The organism is Xanthomonas sp. NCPPB 1826, assembly GCF_056725285.1.
This window is the reverse complement of the sequence record NZ_CM161521.1, coordinates 500324-521868: the sequence shown is the minus strand read 5'-3', so window position 1 is coordinate 521868 and position 21545 is coordinate 500324. Positions and strand designations below refer to the sequence as shown.

General features: G+C 67.1%; 15 protein-coding genes, 1 tRNA gene and 1 other RNA gene. 12 read left to right on the top strand and 5 right to left on the bottom strand.

The window, feature by feature from the left end:
* Window positions 1–395: 395 nt before the first annotated feature.
* Entirely contained in the window at window positions 396–2024 is a 1629-nt protein-coding gene (locus AC1PLA_RS02255; protein WP_039811774.1) for a GGDEF domain-containing protein, read from the top strand.
* A 155-nt stretch (window positions 2025–2179) separates the two neighbouring features.
* Here the strand turns inward: AC1PLA_RS02255 and AC1PLA_RS02250 are convergent, their stop codons facing one another.
* Window positions 2180–3121: a DUF808 domain-containing protein gene (locus tag AC1PLA_RS02250; RefSeq protein WP_016901675.1), complete on the bottom strand. Its 942-nt coding sequence runs from the start codon at window positions 3119–3121 to the stop codon at window positions 2180–2182.
* A 240-nt stretch (window positions 3122–3361) separates the two neighbouring features.
* On the opposite strand from AC1PLA_RS02250, the gene AC1PLA_RS02245 reads away from it, so the two are divergent.
* The 3 genes from AC1PLA_RS02245 (at window position 3362) to AC1PLA_RS02235 (ending at window position 9153) form a co-directional block, all read left to right on the top strand.
* Window positions 3362–5086 carry an ABC1 kinase family protein gene (locus tag AC1PLA_RS02245; RefSeq protein ID WP_039516537.1) on the top strand — a complete coding sequence of 575 codons (1725 nt, stop codon included), beginning with the start codon at window positions 3362–3364 and terminating at the stop codon, window positions 5084–5086.
* A 383-nt stretch (window positions 5087–5469) separates the two neighbouring features.
* Window positions 5470–7578: a phosphoglycerol transferase I gene (locus AC1PLA_RS02240; protein ID WP_481105487.1), complete on the top strand. Its 2109-nt coding sequence runs from the start codon at window positions 5470–5472 to the stop codon at window positions 7576–7578.
* A 651-nt stretch (window positions 7579–8229) separates the two neighbouring features.
* Window positions 8230–9153, top strand: a complete 924-nt coding sequence (locus AC1PLA_RS02235; RefSeq protein WP_481105486.1) for an IS110 family RNA-guided transposase — start codon at window positions 8230–8232, stop codon at window positions 9151–9153.
* A gap of 317 nt (window positions 9154–9470) precedes the next feature.
* On the opposite strand, the gene AC1PLA_RS02230 is transcribed toward AC1PLA_RS02235, so the two are convergent.
* Window positions 9471–11894, bottom strand: coding sequence for a DUF3772 domain-containing protein (locus tag AC1PLA_RS02230; protein WP_481106143.1), 2424 nt, complete (start codon window positions 11892–11894; stop codon window positions 9471–9473).
* A gap of 353 nt (window positions 11895–12247) precedes the next feature.
* Here AC1PLA_RS02230 and AC1PLA_RS02225 point away from each other — a divergent pair, with 353 nt between their 5' ends.
* On the top strand, window positions 12248–12589 hold the full coding sequence (locus AC1PLA_RS02225) for an HPF/RaiA family ribosome-associated protein (protein ID WP_016903259.1): 342 nt from the start codon (window positions 12248–12250) through the stop codon (window positions 12587–12589).
* Window positions 12590–12751: 162 nt separating this feature from the next.
* Here AC1PLA_RS02225 and AC1PLA_RS02220 read toward each other — a convergent pair.
* Window positions 12752–12828, bottom strand: a tRNA-Arg gene (locus tag AC1PLA_RS02220).
* Between the two features lie 231 nt (window positions 12829–13059).
* On the opposite strand from AC1PLA_RS02220, the gene ubiA reads away from it, so the two are divergent.
* Window positions 13060–13965, top strand: a complete 906-nt coding sequence (gene ubiA, locus AC1PLA_RS02215) for a 4-hydroxybenzoate octaprenyltransferase (protein ID WP_481105485.1) — start codon at window positions 13060–13062, stop codon at window positions 13963–13965.
* Window positions 13966–14081: 116 nt separating this feature from the next.
* On the opposite strand, the gene AC1PLA_RS02210 is transcribed toward ubiA, so the two are convergent.
* Window positions 14082–14807: a ComF family protein gene (locus AC1PLA_RS02210; protein ID WP_481105484.1), complete on the bottom strand. Its 726-nt coding sequence runs from the start codon at window positions 14805–14807 to the stop codon at window positions 14082–14084.
* A 49-nt stretch (window positions 14808–14856) separates the two neighbouring features.
* Between AC1PLA_RS02210 and bioB the strand changes: the two genes are divergently transcribed.
* From bioB to bioC, 5 genes are all read left to right on the top strand, one after another.
* Window positions 14857–15891, top strand: coding sequence for a biotin synthase BioB (gene bioB, locus AC1PLA_RS02205; protein WP_481105483.1), 1035 nt, complete (start codon window positions 14857–14859; stop codon window positions 15889–15891).
* Between the two features lie 97 nt (window positions 15892–15988).
* Window positions 15989–17194 carry an 8-amino-7-oxononanoate synthase gene (bioF, locus tag AC1PLA_RS02200; RefSeq protein WP_016903255.1) on the top strand — a complete coding sequence of 402 codons (1206 nt, stop codon included), beginning with the start codon at window positions 15989–15991 and terminating at the stop codon, window positions 17192–17194.
* A gap of 236 nt (window positions 17195–17430) precedes the next feature.
* Window positions 17431–18192, top strand: coding sequence for a pimeloyl-ACP methyl ester esterase BioH (bioH, locus tag AC1PLA_RS02195; protein ID WP_481105482.1), 762 nt, complete (start codon window positions 17431–17433; stop codon window positions 18190–18192).
* 43 nt (window positions 18193–18235) lie between these two features.
* Window positions 18236–19018, top strand: coding sequence for an SDR family oxidoreductase (locus AC1PLA_RS02190; protein WP_039518318.1), 783 nt, complete (start codon window positions 18236–18238; stop codon window positions 19016–19018).
* Window positions 19019–19209: 191 nt separating this feature from the next.
* Complete coding sequence (bioC, locus tag AC1PLA_RS02185) at window positions 19210–20094, top strand: malonyl-ACP O-methyltransferase BioC (protein ID WP_039517288.1); 885 nt, start codon at window positions 19210–19212, stop codon at window positions 20092–20094.
* A 169-nt stretch (window positions 20095–20263) separates the two neighbouring features.
* Here the strand turns inward: bioC and AC1PLA_RS02180 are convergent.
* Window positions 20264–20339, bottom strand: a non-coding RNA gene (locus AC1PLA_RS02180) — sX9 sRNA.
* Between the two features lie 101 nt (window positions 20340–20440).
* On the opposite strand from AC1PLA_RS02180, the gene lpxO reads away from it, so the two are divergent.
* The gene (gene lpxO / locus AC1PLA_RS02175) at window positions 20441–21346 is read left to right on the top strand and encodes a lipid A hydroxylase LpxO (RefSeq protein ID WP_016903250.1); all 906 of its coding nucleotides are present in this window, start codon (window positions 20441–20443) and stop codon (window positions 21344–21346) included.
* Window positions 21347–21545 lie beyond the last annotated feature (199 nt).

Below are 21545 nucleotides of genomic sequence, written 5' to 3'. Positions count from 1 at the left end.
AGGAGCGGGGCCAACGCGCGTACTCCACGTTGTCCTTGAGATGAATCTACACCCCGTGCAAATAAAATATGCGTGAATACGTGCTGACTTTTCTGCGACAGCTAAATTCCCTTGCGCATGGTTGCGCATGCCTACTGGCATAAGCGGCGCATTGCAGTGCGATGACATCCCTGCCGTGGTGCGCGGTTGTTGAAACGCACCGAAAGCGGGCGTTGACGGCGGCGCCCGCCATCATCCGCCTGACTTGTTCAGGCATGCGCGCAGGTGGCGCATCGTCCACCGCTTGGCATCGGGCGGGCATGCCGGAACTGCGCAGAACTGCCCAGACCGCTTAAGCGCGCCGCCTGCGCGCCGATAACCAGCGATGGCACCACGACTTTCCGAGATCCCGGCGCATGGCAGACCAGCCTGAACTTCCAAGCCGCCCACGTGGCGGACTGCGCCGCCTGTTGCCCTGGGGCGGGGCGGACAGCGCGCGCCCGGCCGCCGCCCTGCCCAGCGTGATCGGTAGCGAGCGCGGCGGGCACGGCCTGGCCGCGCATCAGCTGGTGCCGGCCAAGAACAAGTCCGGCGCGCACGACCCGGCGGCCGCCACCGCCCTGTTGATGCGGCTGTTCTCGCACGCCGCGCATCCGGAGGCTTTGCTGCTGGCCTTCGCCGAAGGCATCACCAGCCTGCATGGCGAACTTGGCGACATGGGGGTGCGCCTGAGCGCGGCCTATGCGGCTGGCGACTGGCCCGGCTACGGCCGCGCCTTGCGGCAACTGATCGACAAGTACATCCGCACCATCGATACCGGCGACTCGCTGGCCGAAGGACGCACCGAAGCCGAGCAACTGCGCGACCTGCTGCGGCACGCGCTGGGCAATGCCCTGTCCACGCTGCTGCAACGCAGCCCGGAACTGGCCGAGGAAGCGCAGACCCTGGCATCGGCACTGCGCCACTGGCGCCCCGGCCATGAGCTGATCACCCTGGAACAGCGCCTGCGCGAACTGAGTCATCAGATCGGCCTGCGTGCCGAAGATGCCAGCGAGCAGCAGAACCTGCTGCTCGGCCTGTTCGACCTGCTGTTGGAAAACGTCGGCGAACTGCTCGACGATCGCAGCTGGCTGCAGGGCCAGATCTCGGTGGTGCGGCAGCTGATCTCCGGGCCGCTGGATGTCGGCTCGATCGAACAGGCACGCGGCACCTTGCGCGAGGTCATCTACAAGCAAGGCCTGCTCAAGCAAGGTATTGCCGACTCCAAGACCGCGATGCGCGAGATGATGGTGTCATTCGTCGACCGGCTCGACGGCATGGCCACCAGCACCGGCGAGTACCACGATCGCGTTGCCGGCTATTCGCAGGCGATCGGCGACGCTCGCAGCATTCCCGACCTCAACCGGCTGTTGCAGGACGTGCTGCAGGACACCGCCGGGGTGCAGGCGCAGGCGCTGGCCGCGCGCGACGAGCTGCTGGCCGCACGCCGCCAGGTCGAGGACGCCGAGCAGCGCATCGCCTCGCTCGAACAGGAACTCAAGGACGTGGCCGGGCTGGTGCGCGAAGACCAGCTGACCGGCGCGCTGAACCGCCGCGGTTTCGAGGAACTGTTCCAGCGCGAGGCCGCACGCACCCAGCGCGGCGGGCAACCGTTGTGCGTGGCGATGCTGGATCTGGATGACTTCCGCCGCCTCAACGAGACCCACGGCCACGCCGGTGGCGACGCCGCGCTGCGCCACACCGTGGACGTGGCCAAGTCGGTGCTGCGCACCACCGATGCCATCGCCCGCTTCGGCGGCGAGGAGTTCGTGCTGCTGCTGCCGGACTCCACCATCTTCGAAGCCAGCGCGGCGGTGATCCGCCTGCAGCGCGCCCTCGCCCAGCGCTCGTTGCTGCACGAGGACGTGCGCGTATTCGTCAGCTTCAGCGGCGGCGTGGCACTGCGCCATCTCGACGAGGCCCAGGACGATGTGATCCGCCGTGCCGACCGCGCCATGTACGACGCCAAGGCGGCCGGCAAGAATCGCGTGATCAGCGCCGACTAGCCGCGAACCCGGTCTGCCGCATCGACCGGTCGGACCGGGTTGCCGGCGCACGACGCAGAGGCGCCGCAGTTCTTCGGTTGCCGCCGGGCCCCCACCACGACCAACAGCTTCCGTGCGGCGGGCCAGGGGCTCCCCTGGCCCGCCGCGGCACGGCGTCAGTGCGCCGCCGGCTTCCCGCGCAGCTTCTGGAACAGCATCACCGCGCCCAGCACGATCGCACCGGCAACCACGCCGACCAGCATGTTGCCCAGTGCATCGACCAGCCAGCCCATGCCGCCGGCCGACTTGGCCAGGTCCTGCACCAGGTGATGCAGCGCCGGGATGTTGTGCACCAGGATGCCGCCGCCGACCAGGAACATCGCCAGCGTGCCGGCCACCGACAGGAACTTCATCAGCCACGGCGCGGCCACCAAGATGCCGCGGCCCAGCGCCGCCAACGCTGCGCCCTTCTTGCTCAGGTACAGGCCCAGGTCGTCCAGCTTGACGATGGCCGCGACCAGGCCGTACACGCCGATGGTCATCGCCAGCGCGATCGCTACCAGCACCGCGACCTGCTGGCCGAACGACACCCCGGCCACCACGCCCAGCGACAGCACGATGATCTCCGCCGACAGGATGAAGTCGGTGCGGATCGCGCCCTTGACCTTGTCCTTTTCCAGCGCCACCACGTCCACGTTCTGGTCGGCCAGCGCGCGGGTGCGCTCGGCATGCCGCTGCGCTTCCTCGTCCTGGTTGTGCAGGAACTTGTGCGCCAGCTTCTCCACGCCCTCGAAGCACAGGTAGGCACCGCCGATCATCATCAGCGGCATCACCAGCGGCACGTTGTAGCCGCGCCCGCGCAGCCAGGCTTCCAGGGCGCTGATCGCCAGCGCCGCCGGCACCAGGATCACCTTGTTCATCAGCGAGCCCTTGGCCACTGCCCACACCACCGGCAGCTCGCGGTCGGCGGTGACGCCGGTGACCTGCTGCGCATTGAGCGCCAGGTCGTCGCCGAGGACGCCAGCGGTCTTCTTGGCCGCGACCTTGGTCAGGATGGAGACATCGTCCAGCAGCGTGGCGATGTCGTCGAGCAGAGTGAACAGGCTGGCACCGGCCATGCGGAGGTCCTTCATGAGTGGCGGTGGATTCTCGCCGATCCTGCGCCCGTATGGGGTGATGGCAGGCCGTTGCACGCCGTTGCCGACCGTTGGCGCTTGATGCCGATGCCCGCCGGCCGCACAATCCGGCCGTGTCCACCGGCCTCGAGCCGCACGCGACCACGCCATGGCAACACGTCTGGATTCACCGCCTGACGACCCGCCGCTGGCCACACTCGCGCTCTTGCACGACCGCCGGAGATGGCCTTGAGTCCGAACGACCCGTACCGCACACCGGCCCAGGCCGCGATCCCCGCCGACACCGGCGTGGTGGGCGGCATGAGCCGTCGCACGCAGATCCTGCGCCTGTTGCTGCGGTATCGCGGGTCGGGCGTGTTTGCCGGCATGAACCTGGATCCGGCTGCGATCAACGAGTACGAAGTGCCCGCCGAAGGCACGCCCGACCAGTTCGTCTCCGACCTGGAAGCGCTCGGCCCCACCTTCGTCAAGCTCGGCCAGATGCTGTCCACGCGGCCGGACATCGTGCCGCCGGAGTTCGCCACGGCGCTGGAGCGCATGCAGGAGAACACCAGTTCGGTGCCGGTGGAGCGCATCCGCCAGATTATCGAAGAAGAACTCGGCGTGTCGGTCAACAAGGCGTTCTCGTTTTTTGATCCGGTGCCGCTGGGCTGCGCCTCGCTGGCGCAGGTGCACCGCGCCGCCCTGCGCGACGGCACCCCGGTGGCGATCAAGGTGCAAAAGCCCGAAGTCGCCGCCCAGGTACGCTCGGATCTGGACGTGCTCAAGAGCTTTGCCACCGCCGCCGACCGCCTGACCGGCATCGGCCGGCGCGTACGCTTTGCCGACTGGCTGGGCGAATTCGGCAAGACCCTGCGTGCCGAGCTCAATTACGAAGACGAGGCCGAGACGCTGGTGCGCTTCGGCAAGCATCTCAAGCCGTTTCCGCTGTTGTGGATCCCGCAACCGGTGTGGGACCTGAGCAGCCGCAAGGTGCTGACCATGCAGCTGGCCGAAGGCGTGCGCGTGGACAAGATCTCCGGCCTGCGCCGCACCGAGCAGCCGATGGACAAGCTGGCCGCAGAGCTGGTCAAGGGTTACCTGGACCAGATGTTCGTGCATGGCGAGATCCATGCCGACCCGCATCCGGGCAATCTGCGCGTGCTGCAGGATGGGCGCCTGGCGATCTTCGACCTGGGCATGGTCGCGCACGTGCCGCCGCGCCTGCGCGAGCGCTTGCTCAAGCTGCTGTTCGCCGCGGTCGACGGCCGTGGCGAAGAGGTCGCCGAAGAGACCATCGCGCTGAGCACGCGCCTTGAGGATTACGACGAAGACCGCTACCAGCGCGAAACCGGGCAGATGATCGCCCGCTACGCTGCGCACGACACCACCTCCGAGGGCCGCGTGGTGCTGGACCTGGTGCGCATCGCCACCGCCAACGGCTTGCGCACGCCGCCGGAGCTGAGCCTGCTCGGCAAGACCTTGTTGAACCTGGAAGGCGTGTGCCGCACGCTGTCGCCGCACCTGGACACGCGCCGCGTCGTCGAGCGCCACCTGCAGCATGTGATGCGCGCGCGTCTGAAAAAGTCCCTGTCGGCGGCCAATCTGGCCAGCGAGGCGATGGAACTGCAGCATCTGGTGCGCGAAGGACCGCGCCGCATGTCCGAGATCCTGTCGCTGGCGGCAGAAAACCGCCTGCAGATGCGCGTCACAGGGCTGGAAGAATCGCATCTGATGGAAAGCCTGCAGAAGATCGCTAACCGCGTGGCGGCCGGCATCGTGACAGCGGCGCTGATCATGGCCTCGGCGCAGATGATGCGTATCGAAACCGGCTTGAAACTGTGGGGCTATCCGGCGATCGCGATGGTGCTGTTCCTGCTCGGCGTCGTGCTGGGCCTGGGCATCGTACTCAGCGCGCTGCTGTTCGACCGCCGCGTGCGTGCACGCGAAGAACGCGGGCATCGATAGCGCTTCACACAACCACACCCCCGCGTAGGAGCGCACCCGGGCGCGACGCAGCTTAACCGGGGTCGCATGCCAAGACCGCCGCGTCAAGCTGTCAACGTGGGTCGGGCGATGTAGCGTTATAGAGACATCGCCTATACGCGAGAACCGCGCCAGATGCGGAGTACAGAAACCGTGGATCTCTTAGCGAGCACCACCGCGACCAGCTGATCATCGCCGCGCACGCTGTGCCGCGCTACGACAAGCACTCAACTCCAACAAACATTTCAGTCAGCTTCAGCGCGGCATAGTCCGTCATCCGGGTGTCACATTGGGTGTGGCGCACAGGACATGGCGAGCAAGGCGTCCGGTACGCGCTCGCATCATTCCCCCACGGACGCTGCCGCATGCATTGGATGTTGTTGTTTTCGCTGTTGCTCCTGCTTTGGCTATTGGTCGCCTCGCCGCGTCTGGCATGGCTGAAGGCCGGATTGTTGTCGTTGCTGCTGCTGTTGCTCAGTGCCTGGGGCCTGGTGGATCGGCTCAGCGGCGACGGCATCAACGCTGCCACGCTGTATCACCTGCGCGCGGACATGGACGGTGCCGGCGTCAGCGATTTCTCCGGCTATATCGCCGTGTTTATCGGCATGGTGCTGCTGTCGCTCAGCCCGCTGGTGTTACTCAGGGTGCGACGTTTCCGTCGCCCGCGTGGAGGCAATGCGGTATTCGGCGGCTTCGTGGTGATGTTGCTGGTGAGCATCGCGGTCAGCCCCTTGTACCGCGACGGCAAGCGCCTGTACTACCAGCTGCGCCCGGTGGATTACGCCACCGTGGTACCGGAATATCTGGTGCCGCAGCAGCCCTTGCAGAAGCGCAAGAACATCGTGTGGATCTACGGCGAGAGCCTGGAACGCACCTACTTCGACGAAGACGTATTCCCCGGCCTGATGCCGAACCTGCGCGCGCTGGCCAGCGAGGCGGTGGACGTGCGCAACCTCACCTCCACCGAGGGCAGCGGCTGGACCATCGCCGGCATGGTCGCCTCGATGTGCGGCGTGCCGCTGACCACCGCGCCCGGCGATGAAAACAGCATGGGCCGCATGGGCCTGTTCCTGCCCGAAGCACGCTGCCTGGGCGACTATCTCAAGGATCAGGGCTACCGCAATCACTATGTCGGTGGCGCCGATGCCAGCTTTGCCGGCAAGGGCAGTTTTCTGTCCAGCCATGGCTTCGATGTGGTGCACGACGTCAGCTACTTCCGCGACAAGGGCGTGGCGCCGAAACACTTTTCCGCCTGGGGCGTGCATGACGATGTGCTGCTGGACGATGCCTGGGACAGCTTCCAGACGCTGTCGCGCGCCGGCCAGCCGTTCATGCTCACCACGCTGACCATGGACACCCACCACCCTGCCGGCCATCTGCCGCTGGCGTGCAAGGGCCAGCACTACGACAGCGCGTTGGGCGACATCGGGCTGCTGCATGCGCTCAAGTGCAGCGACCGGCTGATCGGCGAGCTGGTCGCGCGCATTCGCAATAGCCGCTACGGCAAGAACACCATCATCGTGATCGCCTCCGACCACCTGGCGATGCCCAACGATCTCAGCGATGTCCTGGCCAAGCAGAAGCGCGAAAACCTGCTGCTGTTCCTGGGCAAGGACATCGCCCCGCAGCAAGTGGTCACGCGCGCCGGCAGCACATTGGATTCGGGGGCGACGCTGCTGCAGTTGCTGGAACCGGGCATGCGCACGCTGGGCTTCGGCCGCTCGCTGCTGGCCAGCGATGCGCCCCCCAGCGCCAGCGTTGCGGCCAACCGCGACAGCGGCAAGGACTACCCGCGCTATCTCGCTTACGCACGCACGCTGTGGACCGGGCGCAGCACCCGCATGCTGCGTATCAACGGCAATGGCGATGTGGTGGTGGGCGTGCAGCAGGTGCGCCCGCCGGTGCTGCTGGAATACGACGACGACACCAACCTCAAAACCGTCTATCTGGAAAACACCTCGCGCCAGTTCGACCGCACCCACACCGAGGGCACGCTGGCCTATGTGGATCGCTGCACGGCGTTCGAGGACGGCTCGGCCGATGGCGACTGGTGCGCGCTGGTGGTCGACCGCCACCAGAGCATGAAGCTGTACCGCGACCCGGACCTGACCCGCGGCATCGCCGTGGATGCACCGCTGGAGGCCAGCCAGCAAGGCCCGCGCCCACGCGTGCGCCAGCCGATCATGCTCACCCAGGCCGCGCGCAAGACCGAAGCCGGTCGTTACATGCTGGAGCTGTACGCCAAACGCCGGCCGACGCGTGCATTCTGGGTAGAGGCAGTCTCGTCGGAGCGCAAGGTGGTGCTGGCCCAGCAATGGGTGGTGCCCGATGCGGCCGGTCGCATCCGCATGCCGGTAGGCCTGGAACATGCGGTGGACGATCTGGAAATCCGCGCCTGGCTGGACTACACCGAAGACGTCAGCGTGGACGACCTGGCGCTGGTGAAGCAGACCCAGGTCGCGGATCGCTCCTGAGTCTTGCTGTCGTCCTGTATGAAGCAACGGCGAAGGCAAAGCTCAAGAGCAACGTCGAAGCTTGCGATCTGTGGCCTGGCTGCGGGCCCTTGCCCGCCCACCCTCGCAGGACACGCCGCAAGTACGTCCATGTAGGCTCTTACGCGGCATCCATGCCGCGTAAGGTCCCGCGACGGTGGGCGGGCAAGGACCTGTCGGGATGGTCGATGTGCATGGTGCAGGCAAAGCAAGACGTGCGTTGTTCGATCACTGTGCGTGCGACCAGCCTTGCATCGCAAGTTGAGCATTGGGCAGGTTTTCAAAACGCGGCCTGCAACCTCTTTATTCGCCTATCGCAGTGCAAACCGGGCAATACGCTTTCAAAAAAGCAGCCGAGCAACTTTCTGGTGCGGTGTCCTTGCCGGTTGCGGGACCCTTGGCGGCATGGATGCCGCCAAGGAGCCTTATCTGTTCAGATTCTGCCAGTCTGGGTGTCGAGAGCCGACGTGGGCCACCGTTAGAGCCTAGATCATTGCCGATCGTCGTGGAGACAGGTGCCCACGTCGGTTTCTCCCCCGTATCGCCCGAACAGTTGCCAGTGTTGCCACGCGTAGACGTAAGGCTGGGCAGGCGGGGGAGCTCTCGACCCTTTAAGCCTAACGGAGTTCACCCATGAACGGCATCGGGATTGATGTGTGCAAGGCCATGTTGGATGTGGCCGTCCATCGCGGCCCTTTCGAGCGGTTTCACAACACACCCGCGGGCCATCGCAAGCTTCTGTCCTGGCTGGCGACGCAGCAGGTTGGCCAGGTTGTCCTGGAGGCGTCTGGCGGTTACGAACAGCAGATACTGGATGCCCTGTTCGACGCCGGTCACCAAGTCGTGCGGGCCGATGCGTACCGCTGCCAGGCCTTCGCTGCTGCCACCGGTTTGCCGGCAAAAACAGATCGCCTGGATGCGACCAATCTGGCCTGCATGGCGGCCACCCTTGAGCTGCGTGCCTATCAGCCGATGGAGCCTTGGCGGCGAAAGCTGCGCGAGTTCGTGCGTGCGCGACAGCAGCTTGTGGACCTGGCAACAAGCGCGCAAAACCAGTTGGAACAGGGGACGGACACCAGCTTACGCCGCCTGCTGCAGGCCAATATCACGCAGATGAAAAAGCACTGCGTGCGACTGGAAAAACACATCGCCGAACAGGTCCGCCAGCAACCGCAGTTGGAAGCGATGCGTTCGTTTAAAGGCGTCGGAGCGATCCTGCAAGCGGTGATCGCCAGTTATCTGCCGGAGCTGGGCACCCTTGATGGCAAGGCCATTGCCAAGCTGGTCGGCGTCGCTCCCATCGCCCACGATAGCGGCACCACACGCGGCATCCGCAGGATCGGCGGCGGGCGGATCGAGGTGCGCAACGTGCTGTACATGGCCTGCCTGTCGGCCATCCAGCACGAGCCCCAGATCCGGGAGTTTTATCGGTCGCTGCGGGCACGCGGAAAGCCCGGCAAGGTCGCCGTCGTGGCGGCGATGCGCAAGATGCTGGTCATCCTCAACGCCCGCGCCAGAGATGCGCTAGGCGGACAGGCCCAAGCCATCCCGACCTGAGTGTCAATGCGCTCGATGGGGCCATGGCTGCCGACAGGCGGCCAGCACCACCGTGCCCGGCTTGCGGAGCGGCAGAGCCACTCCAACAACACAGTTGCTCCATGGACGGATTCACGGCGTGTCCCGCAAGCGGTGAGGGCCCCGCACGCTCGACCAACCAGCTTTTGACCTAGGCGTTTGACCGTATCTAAACAACGCCAACACCCGAAATCCCGGTTGTTTGGAACAGTTGGACGGTTCGGATAACTCAGTTGTAGCGCGGCAGATCCGAAGCCCCACTGCAGCGCCCCTTCCGCGCGCTGCATCCACGCGCCGACTCAATCTTCCGATGCAGGCGTGCCATCGGCCGGATCGCGCGCCACCGCGGCACCTGCACGGCTGAAGCGAATTTCCTGCGGCGATTGCAGTGCAATCCCCGCCGTTTCCATCCGCTGCAATAACGCGAAGAACAGCTCGCTGCGCACCCCGTACGAATCGCGCGGGCTGCGCACATAGGCGAACGAATTGAAGTTGACGTGCCCGCCGGCCAGCGAATCGATGAATACCGAGGGGGCCGGATCGGCCAGCACCTTGGTGTGCTCGGCGAACAGGTCAAGCAGCATGTTGCGCACCTTTGCCACGTCGGTTTCCAGCGGCACCGAGAACTGCAGCTGCACCCGCCCCATCGGGTTGGACAGGGTCATGTTGCGCACGCTCTTGGTGATCAATTCCGAGTTGGGCACGATCAGCGTGGAGCGGTCGCCGACCTGGATCTCGGTCGCACGCACGCTGATCTTGCGTACGTCGCCTTCCTGGTCGCCGATACGCACCCAATCGCCGATCTTCACCGGCCGCTCGGCCAGCAGGATCAGGCCCGACACGAAGTTCTGCGTGATCGCCTGCAGACCGAAACCGATACCCACCGACAGCGCGCTCAACACCAGCGCAAGCCGCTTCAGATCCAGGCCCAATGCAGTCAGGCCCCACACCACCACGATCAGCCAGCCCAGATAGCGCGCCACCGTGCTGATGGAATTGCGCGCGCCGTCATCGAGCTCGGTCTTGGGCAGATAGGTGTTGAGCAACCACTGCTGCACCACGTGCACCAGCCCCATGCCGAGCAGGAACACGCACAGCGCCCTGAACACATCGCCCGGGGTGATCACCAGCTCCTTGCCGATGGTGATGCCGTGGGCGATGTTCTCCGCCCAGTCGGTGACCACGCTGATGTTGGCGCCATACGGCGTCAGCAGTACCGCGATGCCCAGCAGCACCAATAGCACACGGGTTGCCGCCGATATCAGCAGCCCGAGCTGCACCAGGCGTCCGCTACCGATGCTGAGCGCATGCGACAAGGCCCGGCTGAAGCGGCCGTCGGGCTTGAACAGCCAGGTCATCAGATCGTCGGCAAAGACCACCAGCAGGCCGAGCAGGCTGCACACCAGGGTGATCCAGATGATCTGCCGCTCCACGAACAACGCCAGATTGAGATAGCCGAACAAGGCCGCGATCAGCGCGAAGATCACCGCCAGATGGCCCAGCAGGCGGATCAGCACGATGAAGCCGCCACCACGCGAGACCACCGGCGGCGGCGCATCGCTGTCCGGATCGGCCACACCGGCATTTGCCGCATGCGCGCGCAAGGACAGGCTCAGCCCGGCCAGCGCCGACAGGATCAACCCCGCGTACAGCAACGCGGCCAGCGCATCGGTGGCGGTGGTCAGTGCGGGGCTGCTGCCGGCCACCTCGTTGATCTTCATCGCCATGCCGCTGAACCAGATCACCGCCGCGGTGGCCAGGCAATGCACGCGCAGGCGGTCGACGGTGGCATCGTCCAGCGGGAACAGGCGCCAGCTGGGCTGGTGCTTCATCAACAGGCTGGCACTGAGCGAACCGACGAAGGCGGCCACCACGCTGATGGCGACGAATCCGGTCAGCAACTGGTCCAGATCGTCAGGCAGCTCGCCGAGCGCGCGGATGCCCTCGACCAGCACGAATGCCGCAATCCCCAGAGTCAGCGTGCCGACCAGCAGAAACCACAGTGCCAGCCCCGAGCGTCGCAGGCGTCCGCCGGGCGCACGCGAGGCCGCATAGCGACGCCCCAGGTGGCGCAGGAAGATGCGCAGCGGAAGCGCCAGCAGCAACGCGATGACGGCAGCGGTCATCAGTCCGCCCACGCCGTTGGCGGCGATGCCGGCCTGCACCATCTGCACCGTCTTGTCGGACAAGGCCTGCAGGCGGGCACGATCGTCGGGCCACTGCTGCGCGATCTGTTTCCACAAGGTCGGCGACAACGGCGAGGCGACCCGCGTGGAGAGCTTCACGCTGAAGCGTTGCACGCGCTCGCGTTCGAGCCGGTCGGCCAGTTCCTTGGCATTGGAGACCAGCAGCGTGGCCCGGATGAACTCGGCATTGAGCTGATCGCGCTCCTTGATCAGCGCCCTGCGCTGTTTTGCCAGGTCGGCCGGTTCGTTCGGCGCCGCGACACCGAGCCCCTCCAGTCGCCCGTTGAGCTCCTTGAGCGGTTGTTCCAGCGTGCGCACCAGATCCTGCGCCTGCCGCTGCGCGCCGGCGACGTCGTCGGTGAGCTTGCCGAGCTGCTCGGTGTCGGCCTTCTCCAGGCCCGCGTCGGCCTGGGTCAGCACCTTCTGCATGTTGTCGAGCTGAGTCTGTGCGGTCTCTAGCAGCGTGTCGTCGTCCTGCGCCACGGCGGCGCCCACGCACACCATCCACAACGCGACCAGCAGCAGCACACGCTGCAACACGCCGCGACGGGCACCCAGGGCAACTCGGAATTCGGACACAGGCAGAGATCGGACAGGCGCACACCAGCGCGGTGCCGGCATCTTAATCCACTGCTTCCAGGCAGGCCGATCAAAGCTGCCGTGCGGGTTCAGCCTAGCAGAGCTCGCCAGCAGCGCCGGTTACTGCGCGATTGGAGGTTCTTTCGTGATCGCAGTGACAGCGCCGCCCGCCGCAGTGGATGCACCGTCCGGCCATCCCGACCTGAGCATGAACGCGGTGCAGCTTGTCACCTCGCGGCAACGGTGCGCTGCCGCAGAATCGAGTCACCGCTACGGCAGACGCAGCGGATGACCGCGAAGGAGAACACTCTATGCAGATTCAGATCCAGACCGACAAGCACGTGCCGCATGACCCTTCTGTCGTGCAGCATGTCGAGAAGACCTGCTCCGCCCAGCTGGCGCATTTCGCCAACGACATCACCCGCGTCGAGGTGCATTTACGCGATGAAAACGGCCAGCGCGGCGGCGCAGCGGATCGAACCTGCAGCATCGAGGCGCACGTCGCCGGCCTGCCGCCGATCGCGGCCACCAATAGCGCCGAAACCACCGCCTCGGCCGTCACCGGCGCCGCACGCAAGCTGCGCACCGCCATCGAACACGCACGTGGCAAGCAGCACGCCAAGGCCACCGCACCGCCGCCGGAAATGCTCTGATCCGCGCTTGGGCAGGGTGGCGCCTGGCGCCCCCTGCCAGCCGCTGCATCGTTGGCACCGCAGCGCAATGACGCATTGATACATCAGCCGGCACCAACTCCTGATCCAGAAACGCCATCGGCCCGCTGCAGTGTCACTGCAGCGGGCCGATGGGTTTTGATCTGGTGCGCCCGGAGGGATTCGAACCCCCGACCAATGGCTTCGGAAGCCACTACTCTATCCGGCTGAGCTACGAGCGCCTGGTCGGGCATTATGCCAGAACCGCCGCCGCGCGCGTGACACCCGCAACGCGGAGCCTGCCGAACGGCCGGACACCGCTGCATTGCCGACGGAACCCCGGTCCGGAGCCCGCGCCAGTGCGGGGCCGCTTGGCGCGACCTCGCGCAGCTGCCCGGAAGGGTGGACGATGCCTGGCTTGATCGTCACCCAGCGCATGACCGCAGCCGAGCCGCGCTGCTACCCTTTGCAGCATGAGCAAGCATGGTGTTGAACAGCTGCCGACAGCGCCCGCGTTGACCTGGCCGCAGCGACTGGGGCAGTACTGGACGTTGGTCCGCGGCGATCGTCCGATCGGCAGCCTGCTGTTGCTGTGGCCGACCTGGTGGGCGTTGTGGCTGGCCGCCGGTGGCCTGCCGCCGCTGTGGACGCTGTTCGTATTTACCGCCGGGGTCTGGCTGACCCGCTCGGCCGGCTGCGTGATCAACGACTATGCCGACCGCTGGCTGGACCCGCACGTGGAGCGCACCAAGTCGCGCCCGCTGGCCACCGGGGCGGTGTCCGGGCGCGAGGCGCTGTGGGTGTTCGTGGTGCTGATGCTGGTGGCATTCGCACTGGTGCTCACGCTCAACTGGCTGACCGTGGCCCTGAGCGTGCCGGGCGTGTTCCTGGCCGCCAGCTATCCCTATCTCAAGCGCCACACCCACCTGCCCCAGGTCTATCTGGGCATGGCCTTCGGCTGGGGCATCCCGATGGCCTTCGCCGCGGTGCAGGGCAGCGTGCCGCTGCTGGGCTGGCTGCTGTATGCGGCCAACATCCTCTGGGCGACGGCCTACGACACCTGGTATGCGATGGTCGACCGCGAGGACGACATCCGCATGGGCAGCAAGTCCACCGCCATCTTGTTCGGCAGGTTCGACCTAATCGCGCAGGGCCTGCTGTATGCATCGATGTTTGCGGCATTGGCGTTGGTCGGCCTGCGCGCCGGTCTCGGTATCGCGTATTGGGCCGGACTGGGCGTGGCCGCACTGCTGGTGGCCTACGAGTTTCGCATCGCCCGCCACCGCGAACGCGGCCTGTGCTTCCGCGCCTTCCTGCACAACAACTGGGTGGGCCTGGCGATCTTCGTCGGTATCGCCGCGGCGCTGGCAGTGCGCTGACGCGCACACAGGTCAATCGCCTCGGCTTAAGCCCCTCTCCCCGCGGGAGAGGGATTGGGGTGAGGGTAGGGGCGAAGCCCCCATGCTGCAGCTCACAACCCCCAGCCCACCAAGCCTCACGGCACCCGCGCGCATACCCACGCATCCACCCGCTGCACACCGGCCCGATGCAGGGCCTGCGCCGCCGCATGCAGCGTCGCACCCGTGGTCATCACGTCATCCACCAGGGCCACATGCGCGGGCAAGGCGCCACGCGCGACAAAGGCCTGGCGCAGATTGCGCTGACGCTCGGCCGCATCCAGCTCCGATTGCGGCGCGGTCGCGCGGACCCGGCGCAGCAACGGCAGGCAGGGCAGCCGCAGCGCGCGGCCGAGCGGTCTGGCCAGCTCCAGCGCCTGATCGTAACCACGCTGGCGCAAGCGCTGCCGGTGCAGACTCACCGGCACCAGCGCCTGCGGACGCGGCAGGCCTACGCAACGCGAGACCATCAACTCGCTGAGCAAGCGCCCGGCGGCCAGGTCCTGATGGAACTTGAAACGCCGCAGCAAGCCATCCACCGGCCAGCGATAGGTGAAACACGCATGCACGCGTTGCAGCGGTGGCGGGTGCTGCAGGCATTGCCCGCACAGCAGCGCGCCATCGCAGGCGTACAGCTGCGTTGCGCAACACAGGCAGGCGTGCCCGTGATCCGGCAATGCGGCGCGACACGACGGGCACAGATCGCAATCGGCGCTGCCGGGTTCCGCGCACACCAGGCACCGGCTCGGCAGCAGCAACCGCAACACCCGGCGCGGCCACCTGTAAACCGAGTGCGCCTCATCAAAGTTGACAGCCTCTTCCATGCTCACCAGACTGCCTGGCTTCCAAGCCGCTGACTGTCAGGAAACCCCGATGTCTGTTGTCGTACGCCATGACTGGGATCGCAACGAGCTGCAGGCGCTGTTCGATCTGCCGTTTCCGGAGCTGCTGCACCGCGCCGCCGGCGTGCATCGCGCCCATTTCGATCCGGCGCAGGTGCAGGTGTCCACGCTGCTGTCGGTCAAGACCGGCGGCTGCCCGGAAGACTGCGCGTACTGCCCGCAGGCGCAGCGCTACGACACCGGCGTGACCGCGCAGAAGCTGATGGAGACCGAAGAGGTCGTCGCCAAGGCCCGCCAGGCCAAGGCCGCCGGCGCCTCGCGCTTCTGCATGGGCGCGGCCTGGCGCTCGCCCAAGGAACGCGACATCCCCAAGGTCGCGGCGATGATCCGCGAGGTCAAGGCGATGGGCCTGGAAACCTGCGCCACGCTCGGCATGCTCGACGCCGGCCAGGCGCGTGCGCTCAAGGACGCCGGGCTGGACTACTACAACCACAATCTGGACACCGCGCCGGATTATTACGACTCGATCATCCACACCCGCCAGTATCAGGACCGCCTGAACACGCTGGAGCACGTGCGCGATGTCGGCTTGAAGACCTGCTGCGGCGGTATCGTCGGCATGGGCGAAACCCGCGAGCACCGCATCGGCCTGCTGCTGGCGCTGGCCACGCTGCCGGCGCATCCGGATTCGGTCCCGATCAACCAGCTGGTCCAGGTCGCCGGCACCCCGCTGCACGGCACCCAGCAACTGGACCCGTTCGAGTTCGTGCGCATGATCGCGGTCGCCCGCATCACGATGCCGCGTTCGATGGTGCGCCTGTCCGCCGGCCGCGAGGCGATGAGCGACGAACTGCAGGCGCTGTGCTTCCTGGCCGGTGCCAACTCGATCTTCTACGGCGAAAAACTGCTCACCACCGGCAACCCGGACACCGAACGCGACCAGGCCCTGTTCCAGCGCCTGGGCCTGCGCCCGATGCAGATCACCGTCGACGCCGCCGAGCACGACCACCCCGGCACCGTGCATGCGGAAATCACCCGCAGCACGGCCTGCGAGCACGCCGCCTAACCGCGAATCGAAAGCCCGGCACCGGTCGTCGGTGCCGGCTGGGCGTGCCGGGCGCGGCAGGCTACGCTAACGCCCCCTTCTGCCGTTGAACGCCCCCATGGCCCGCCCCGATCTGCACGAACGGATTTCGTCGCTGCGCACCTTGCGTGTGGCCCAGGAACGGGTGCGGGTGCGGCGACTGGTGGGCCGTCGCGATGGCGTGCGGCTGGAAGTCGATGGCCGCTGGCTGACCGGTTTCTGCTCCAACGACTATCTGGGCCTGTCGCAGCAGTTCGAAGTGGTCGCCGCGTTGCAGGACGCCGCCGCGCGCGATGGTGCCGGCGCCACCGCCTCGCATCTGATCTGCGGCCACCACACCGCGCACGAAACGCTGGAGCGCGAGATCGCCGAGTGGCTCGGCTATCCGTCGGCGCTGCTGTTCGGCAGCGGCTTCATCGCCAACCTGGCAGTGCAGCAGGCCCTGCTCAGCGAGGACGACGATGTCTGCGTGCAGGACCGGCTCAACCACGCCAGCCTGCTCGATGCCACGCGCCTGGCCGGCTGCCGGCTGCGCCGTTATCCGCACCTGGATGTGGAAGGCGCGATGCGTCAGCTCAAGGGCTCGCCCGAGGGCGCGGCGATGCTGGCCAGCGATGGTGTCTTCAGCATGGATGGCGATGTTGCGCCGCTGCGTGCGTTGAGCCTGGTGGCGCGCATGCAGCAGGCGCTGTTCTACGTCGACGACGCACATGGCGTGGGCGTGCTCGGCCCGCAGGGGCGCGGCTGCGTTGCCGATGCCGGACTGGGCGTGGCCGAAGTGCCGCTGCAGCTGGTGACCCTGGGCAAGGCGCTCGGCGGCTATGGCGCGGTGGTGGTCGGCGATGCAGCGCTGGTGCGCCATCTGGCCGAGACCGCGCGCCCCTACATCTACACCACCGCGTTGCCACCGGCGCAGGTCGCTGCGACGTTGGCAGCCGTGCGGCTGGCGCGTCGCGACGATTGGCGGCGCGCCAAGCTGGTCGAGTCGATTGGCAGTTTTCGCGATGGCGCACGCCGGCATGGCTTCGAGCTGATGGCCTCGGATACGCCGATCCAGCCCCTGCTGTGCGGCGAAGAAGCCACGGTGATGGCGATGTCCGCCGCGCTGGAACAGGCCGGCTTCCTGGTCGGCGCGATCCGCCCGCCCACCGTGCCCGAAGGCAAGGCGCGTTTGCGTGTGACCCTGTCCGCGCTGCATACGCCGCAGCAGGTGCAGGCCTTGATCGAGGCCATCGTACAGGCGCGCGATGTGGTCAGCCGGCAACCGCTGCGTGCGTCTGCCTGAGGGCGACGATTAGGACGGTTGTGCAATAGCCGCGCGATGGCGGCCGGTGCTCGACGTGGCAGTGTCCGCGTCGTTGATGTGAGCAGATCGCTACTGTCGGTGCGGTCCTGCGTGTCTGCAACCGGCTTGGCGTGCCGCGCAGATCGGCTCCACGCGCAGCGCAGGCTGGCGCAAGACACCTTGCGCCGCACACGCCGACCCATGCGCCGGTCAGCGCCATCAGCGACAATCCCCGCATGCATATCGATGTCATCGGCCACGGGCCTGCGCTGGTTCTCCTGCACGGTTGGGCGTTGCACGGCGGCGTGTTCGCGCCATTGGTGGAACGCCTGGCCGCGCAGCATCAACTGCATCTGGTGGATCTGCCCGGGCACGGTTTCAGCCATGGCGACAGCACGCCGCTGGCGCTGCCGGACGTGGTCGCCGGCATCGCCGCCGCCACGCCGCCGGCGGTGTGGGTCGGCTGGTCGTTGGGCGGGCTGTTCGCGCTGCATGCCGCGGCCACCCAGCCCAAGGTACGCGGGCTGGCGATGATCGCGGCCACGCCGCGTTTCGTGCGTGGCAACGGTTGGTCCGACGCCGTCGAGCGCGAGGTGTTCGTGCAATTCGGCCAGGACCTGGCGCGCGATTATCGCGGCACGCTGGAGCGGTTTCTGGCGCTGGATACGCTGGGCTCGGCGCATGCCCGCAGCGAGTTGCGCAGCCTGCGCGAGACGCTGGTGGCGCGTGGCGAACCGGCCGCCGAAGCACTGCAGCAAGGCCTGCAGCTGCTGGAACGCAGCGACCTGCGCCGCGCGCTGCCGCAACTCGCACGCCCCAGCCTGTGGATCGCGGGCCAGCGCGACCGGCTGGTGCCGGCGGCCGGCATGCAGGCCGCCGCCGCGCTGACGCCGCACGCGCAGGCATTGATCATTGCCGGTGGCGGGCACGCACCGTTTCTTGGCCATGCCGATCAGGTCGCCGAGGCGCTGCAACGCTTCGTTGCGTCCGTGCCGTGAGCGGATCGTCGATCATGCGGCATCGCTGATCGAGGACACACACATGGATCTGGGAATCGCCGGGCGCTGGGCACTGGTCTGCGCCGCCAGCAAGGGCCTGGGGCTGGGCTGCGCACGCGCACTGGCCAGCGAAGGCGTCAACGTGGTGATCGTCGCGCGCGGCCGCGATGCCCTGGAGCAGTCCGCCCAGGCATTGCGCGCACTGCCGGGCGCCGGTGAAGTGCGTAGCGTGGTGGCCGATATCGCCACCCCGCAGGGACGCAGCGATGCGCTCGCCGCCTGCCCGCAGCTGGATATCCTCATCAACAATGCCGGTGGCCCGCCGCCCGGCGATTTTCGCCAGTGGGAACGCGACGACTGGCTGCGCGCACTGGACGCCAACATGCTGGCGCCGATCGAACTGATCCGCGCCAGCGTCGATGCGATGCGCGCGCGGCGCTTCGGCCGCATCGTCAACATCACCTCCAGTGCGGTGAAGGCGCCGATCGACATCCTGGGCCTGTCCAATGGCGCGCGCGCCGGCCTCACCGGCTTCGTCGCCGGGCTGGCGCGCAGCACGGTGGCCGACAATGTCACCATCAACAATCTGCTGCCCGGCCAGTTCGCCACCGACCGCCTGCGCGGCAACTTCGCGGCGATCGCGCAACAGCAAGGCAGCAGTGCCGAAGACGTCGCCGAGCGCAAGCGTGCGGGCATTCCGGCCGCACGCTTCGGCGAGCCGGACGAATTCGGCGCGGCCTGCGCGTTCCTGTGCAGCGCGCAGGCCGGCTACATCACCGGTCAGAACCTGCTGATCGACGGCGGCAGCTATCCCGGCACGTTCTAGAGCGCCTCGGCCACGCGGCGAGTCGTGGCGACCGCCGCGGACATCCGGTGGGTGTTTGGTCAGGCCCCGTTGAACCCTTGCCGCTCGCCGCGCAGCCACCGGCAGACCGAACGTCTGCAGACTCGCCAGGCCGATGCCAGGCCACCCATCGATTCCCTCCGCCCCGGCCACAGGCGACAATAGCGCCGCTCATGAACAGTACTTTCGACCCCCGCCACGTCCGGCGCGCCTTCGCGCGTGCCGCCAGCAGCTATGCCGCCGCCGCCGCGCTACAGCGCGAGGCCGAAGCGCGCCTGCTCGAATCGCTCGACTACCTGGGCGACCAGGTGCCCAAGGTGGTGCTGGATGTCGGCGCCGGCCCCGGCCACGCCAGCGGCGCGATCAAGAAGCGCTGGCCCAAGGCGCAGGTGATCGCGCTGGACCAGGCCATGCCGATGCTGCGCCAGGCGCGCAAGGCGGCTGGCTGGTGGAAGCCGTTCGCGCAGGTCTGCGCCGATGCACGCGCCTTGCCGGTGGCCGACGGCAGCGTGGACGTGATCTTCAGCAACCTGTGCCTGCAGTGGGTGGAAGACCTGCCGGCAGTGTTCGCCGGTTTCCGCCGCGCGCTGCGCCCGGGCGGCTTGTTGCTGTGCTCCACCTTCGGCCCGGAGACGCTGATCGAGTTGCGCGAGGCCTTCGCCCAGGCCGACCCGGCCCCGCACGTCAGCCGCTTTCCGCCGATCGCCCAGTTCGGCGATGCCTTGCTGATGTCCGGCTTCCGCGACCCGGTGCTGGACCGCGACCTGTTCACGCTGACCTATAGCGACCTGCCCGCTTTGATGCGCGAGCTGCGCGCGATGGGCGCCACCAACGCACTCAGCAACCGCCGCGCCACCCTGACCGGACGCGGCCGCTTTGCCGCCGCCAGCGCCGCCTACGAGCCCTTGCGGCGGCCGGACGGCACCCTGCCCAGCTCCTGGGAAGTGATCTATGCCCACGCCTGGGCACCGGCGCCGGGCGCGCCCATCCGCGAGCAGGGACACGATGTCGCCAGCGTCCCGGTGGCCTCGATCCCGATCCGCCGCCGCATCGACTAGCGGCGGTGCAGATCGCCGGCAGCCACGCAGCCGTTGCCGGCGAGACACACAGTTTTGCGACGGCACCAATGCGGACCTGTCAGGCTCGGTCGCGACACCCGGTAGAATTCAGCAGTCAATGGCCGCATGTTCCTGTTGCGGCTTGCCTTTTCGACGCCTGAACCGGCGTGGCTAGCAAAACGCAGCACGCCGCCGTCAGGTGGCTGCAGACGGCGCGCAGGAACCGGCATGTACGCGTGGTACATGCCGGTTCCGAGTACCGGCAGCGCCCCCGCCCGGCTGCTGCATTGTCGTTTTGATAGCCGCTCTTAGGTTTGCGGCCCCCGTCCCCCAATCGGCCTTCCCAATGTTGAAGTGGCTCATCATCGCGCTGTTCATCGCATCGGCGCTGTACATCCATTACCGCGGTCGCGTGCGGCACCGGCTCAGCCGGCAGCTGCTGGACCATTCCACCTTCATGGCGCCGATCAACACGCTGATGTATCTGTGTTCGCGCGTGCCGACCACGCCGTTCATCGATCCCGGCAAGGAATTCCCGGAACTGGCGCCGCTGCGCGCCAACTGGCCGCTGATCCGCGATGAAGCGGTGGCGCTGCAGCAGATGCAGAAGATCCGCGCTGCCGACGGCTACACCGACATCGGCTTCAACTCGTTCTTCCGCCGTGGCTGGAAGCGCTTCTATCTGAAGTGGTACGGCACCGCGCACCCGTCGGCGTCCGAACTGTGCCCGCAGACCACTGCGTTGCTGAAGTCCATCCCCACGGTCAAGGCCGCGATGTTCGCCGAGTTGCCGCCGGGCAGCGAACTGCGCCCGCACCGCGACCCGTTCGCCGGGTCCATGCGCCTGCACCTGGGGCTGGCCACGCCTAACGACGACCGCTGCTTCATCGATGTCGACGGGCAGCGCCACAGCTGGCGCGATGGTGAGTGGACGATGTTCGACGAAACCTACATCCATTACGCGCGCAACGACACCGACCAGGACCGCATCATCCTGTTCTGCGACATCGAGCGCCCGATGCGCTGGCGCTGGGCCGCGGCGGTGAACCGCTTCGTCGGCCGCAGCCTGCTCTCGGCCGGTGCCTCGCCCAATCAGGAAGGCGACAAGACCGGCGGCATCAACCGCGTGTTCCGCTATTTCTATGCCGCGCGCCTGAAGGCCAAGGCGCTGAAGGAACGCAACAACCCGCTGTACCAGACGCTCAAGTGGGGCATCTTCATCCTGGTGGTGGTCGGGATCGTGTTGCTGTAATACCCGCTCACCCACGTAGGAGCGCACCCGGGCGCGACCGGCATTGCCGGTAACGCCCCATCGCGCGCAAGCGCGCTCCTACATAGGCATAGGTCCGGCCGCAACACCGCACCAATCACGTAGGAGCGCACCCGGGCGCGACCAGGCATTGCCGATAACGCCTTATCGCGCCCGGGTGCGCGCCTACGCCGTGACGGTC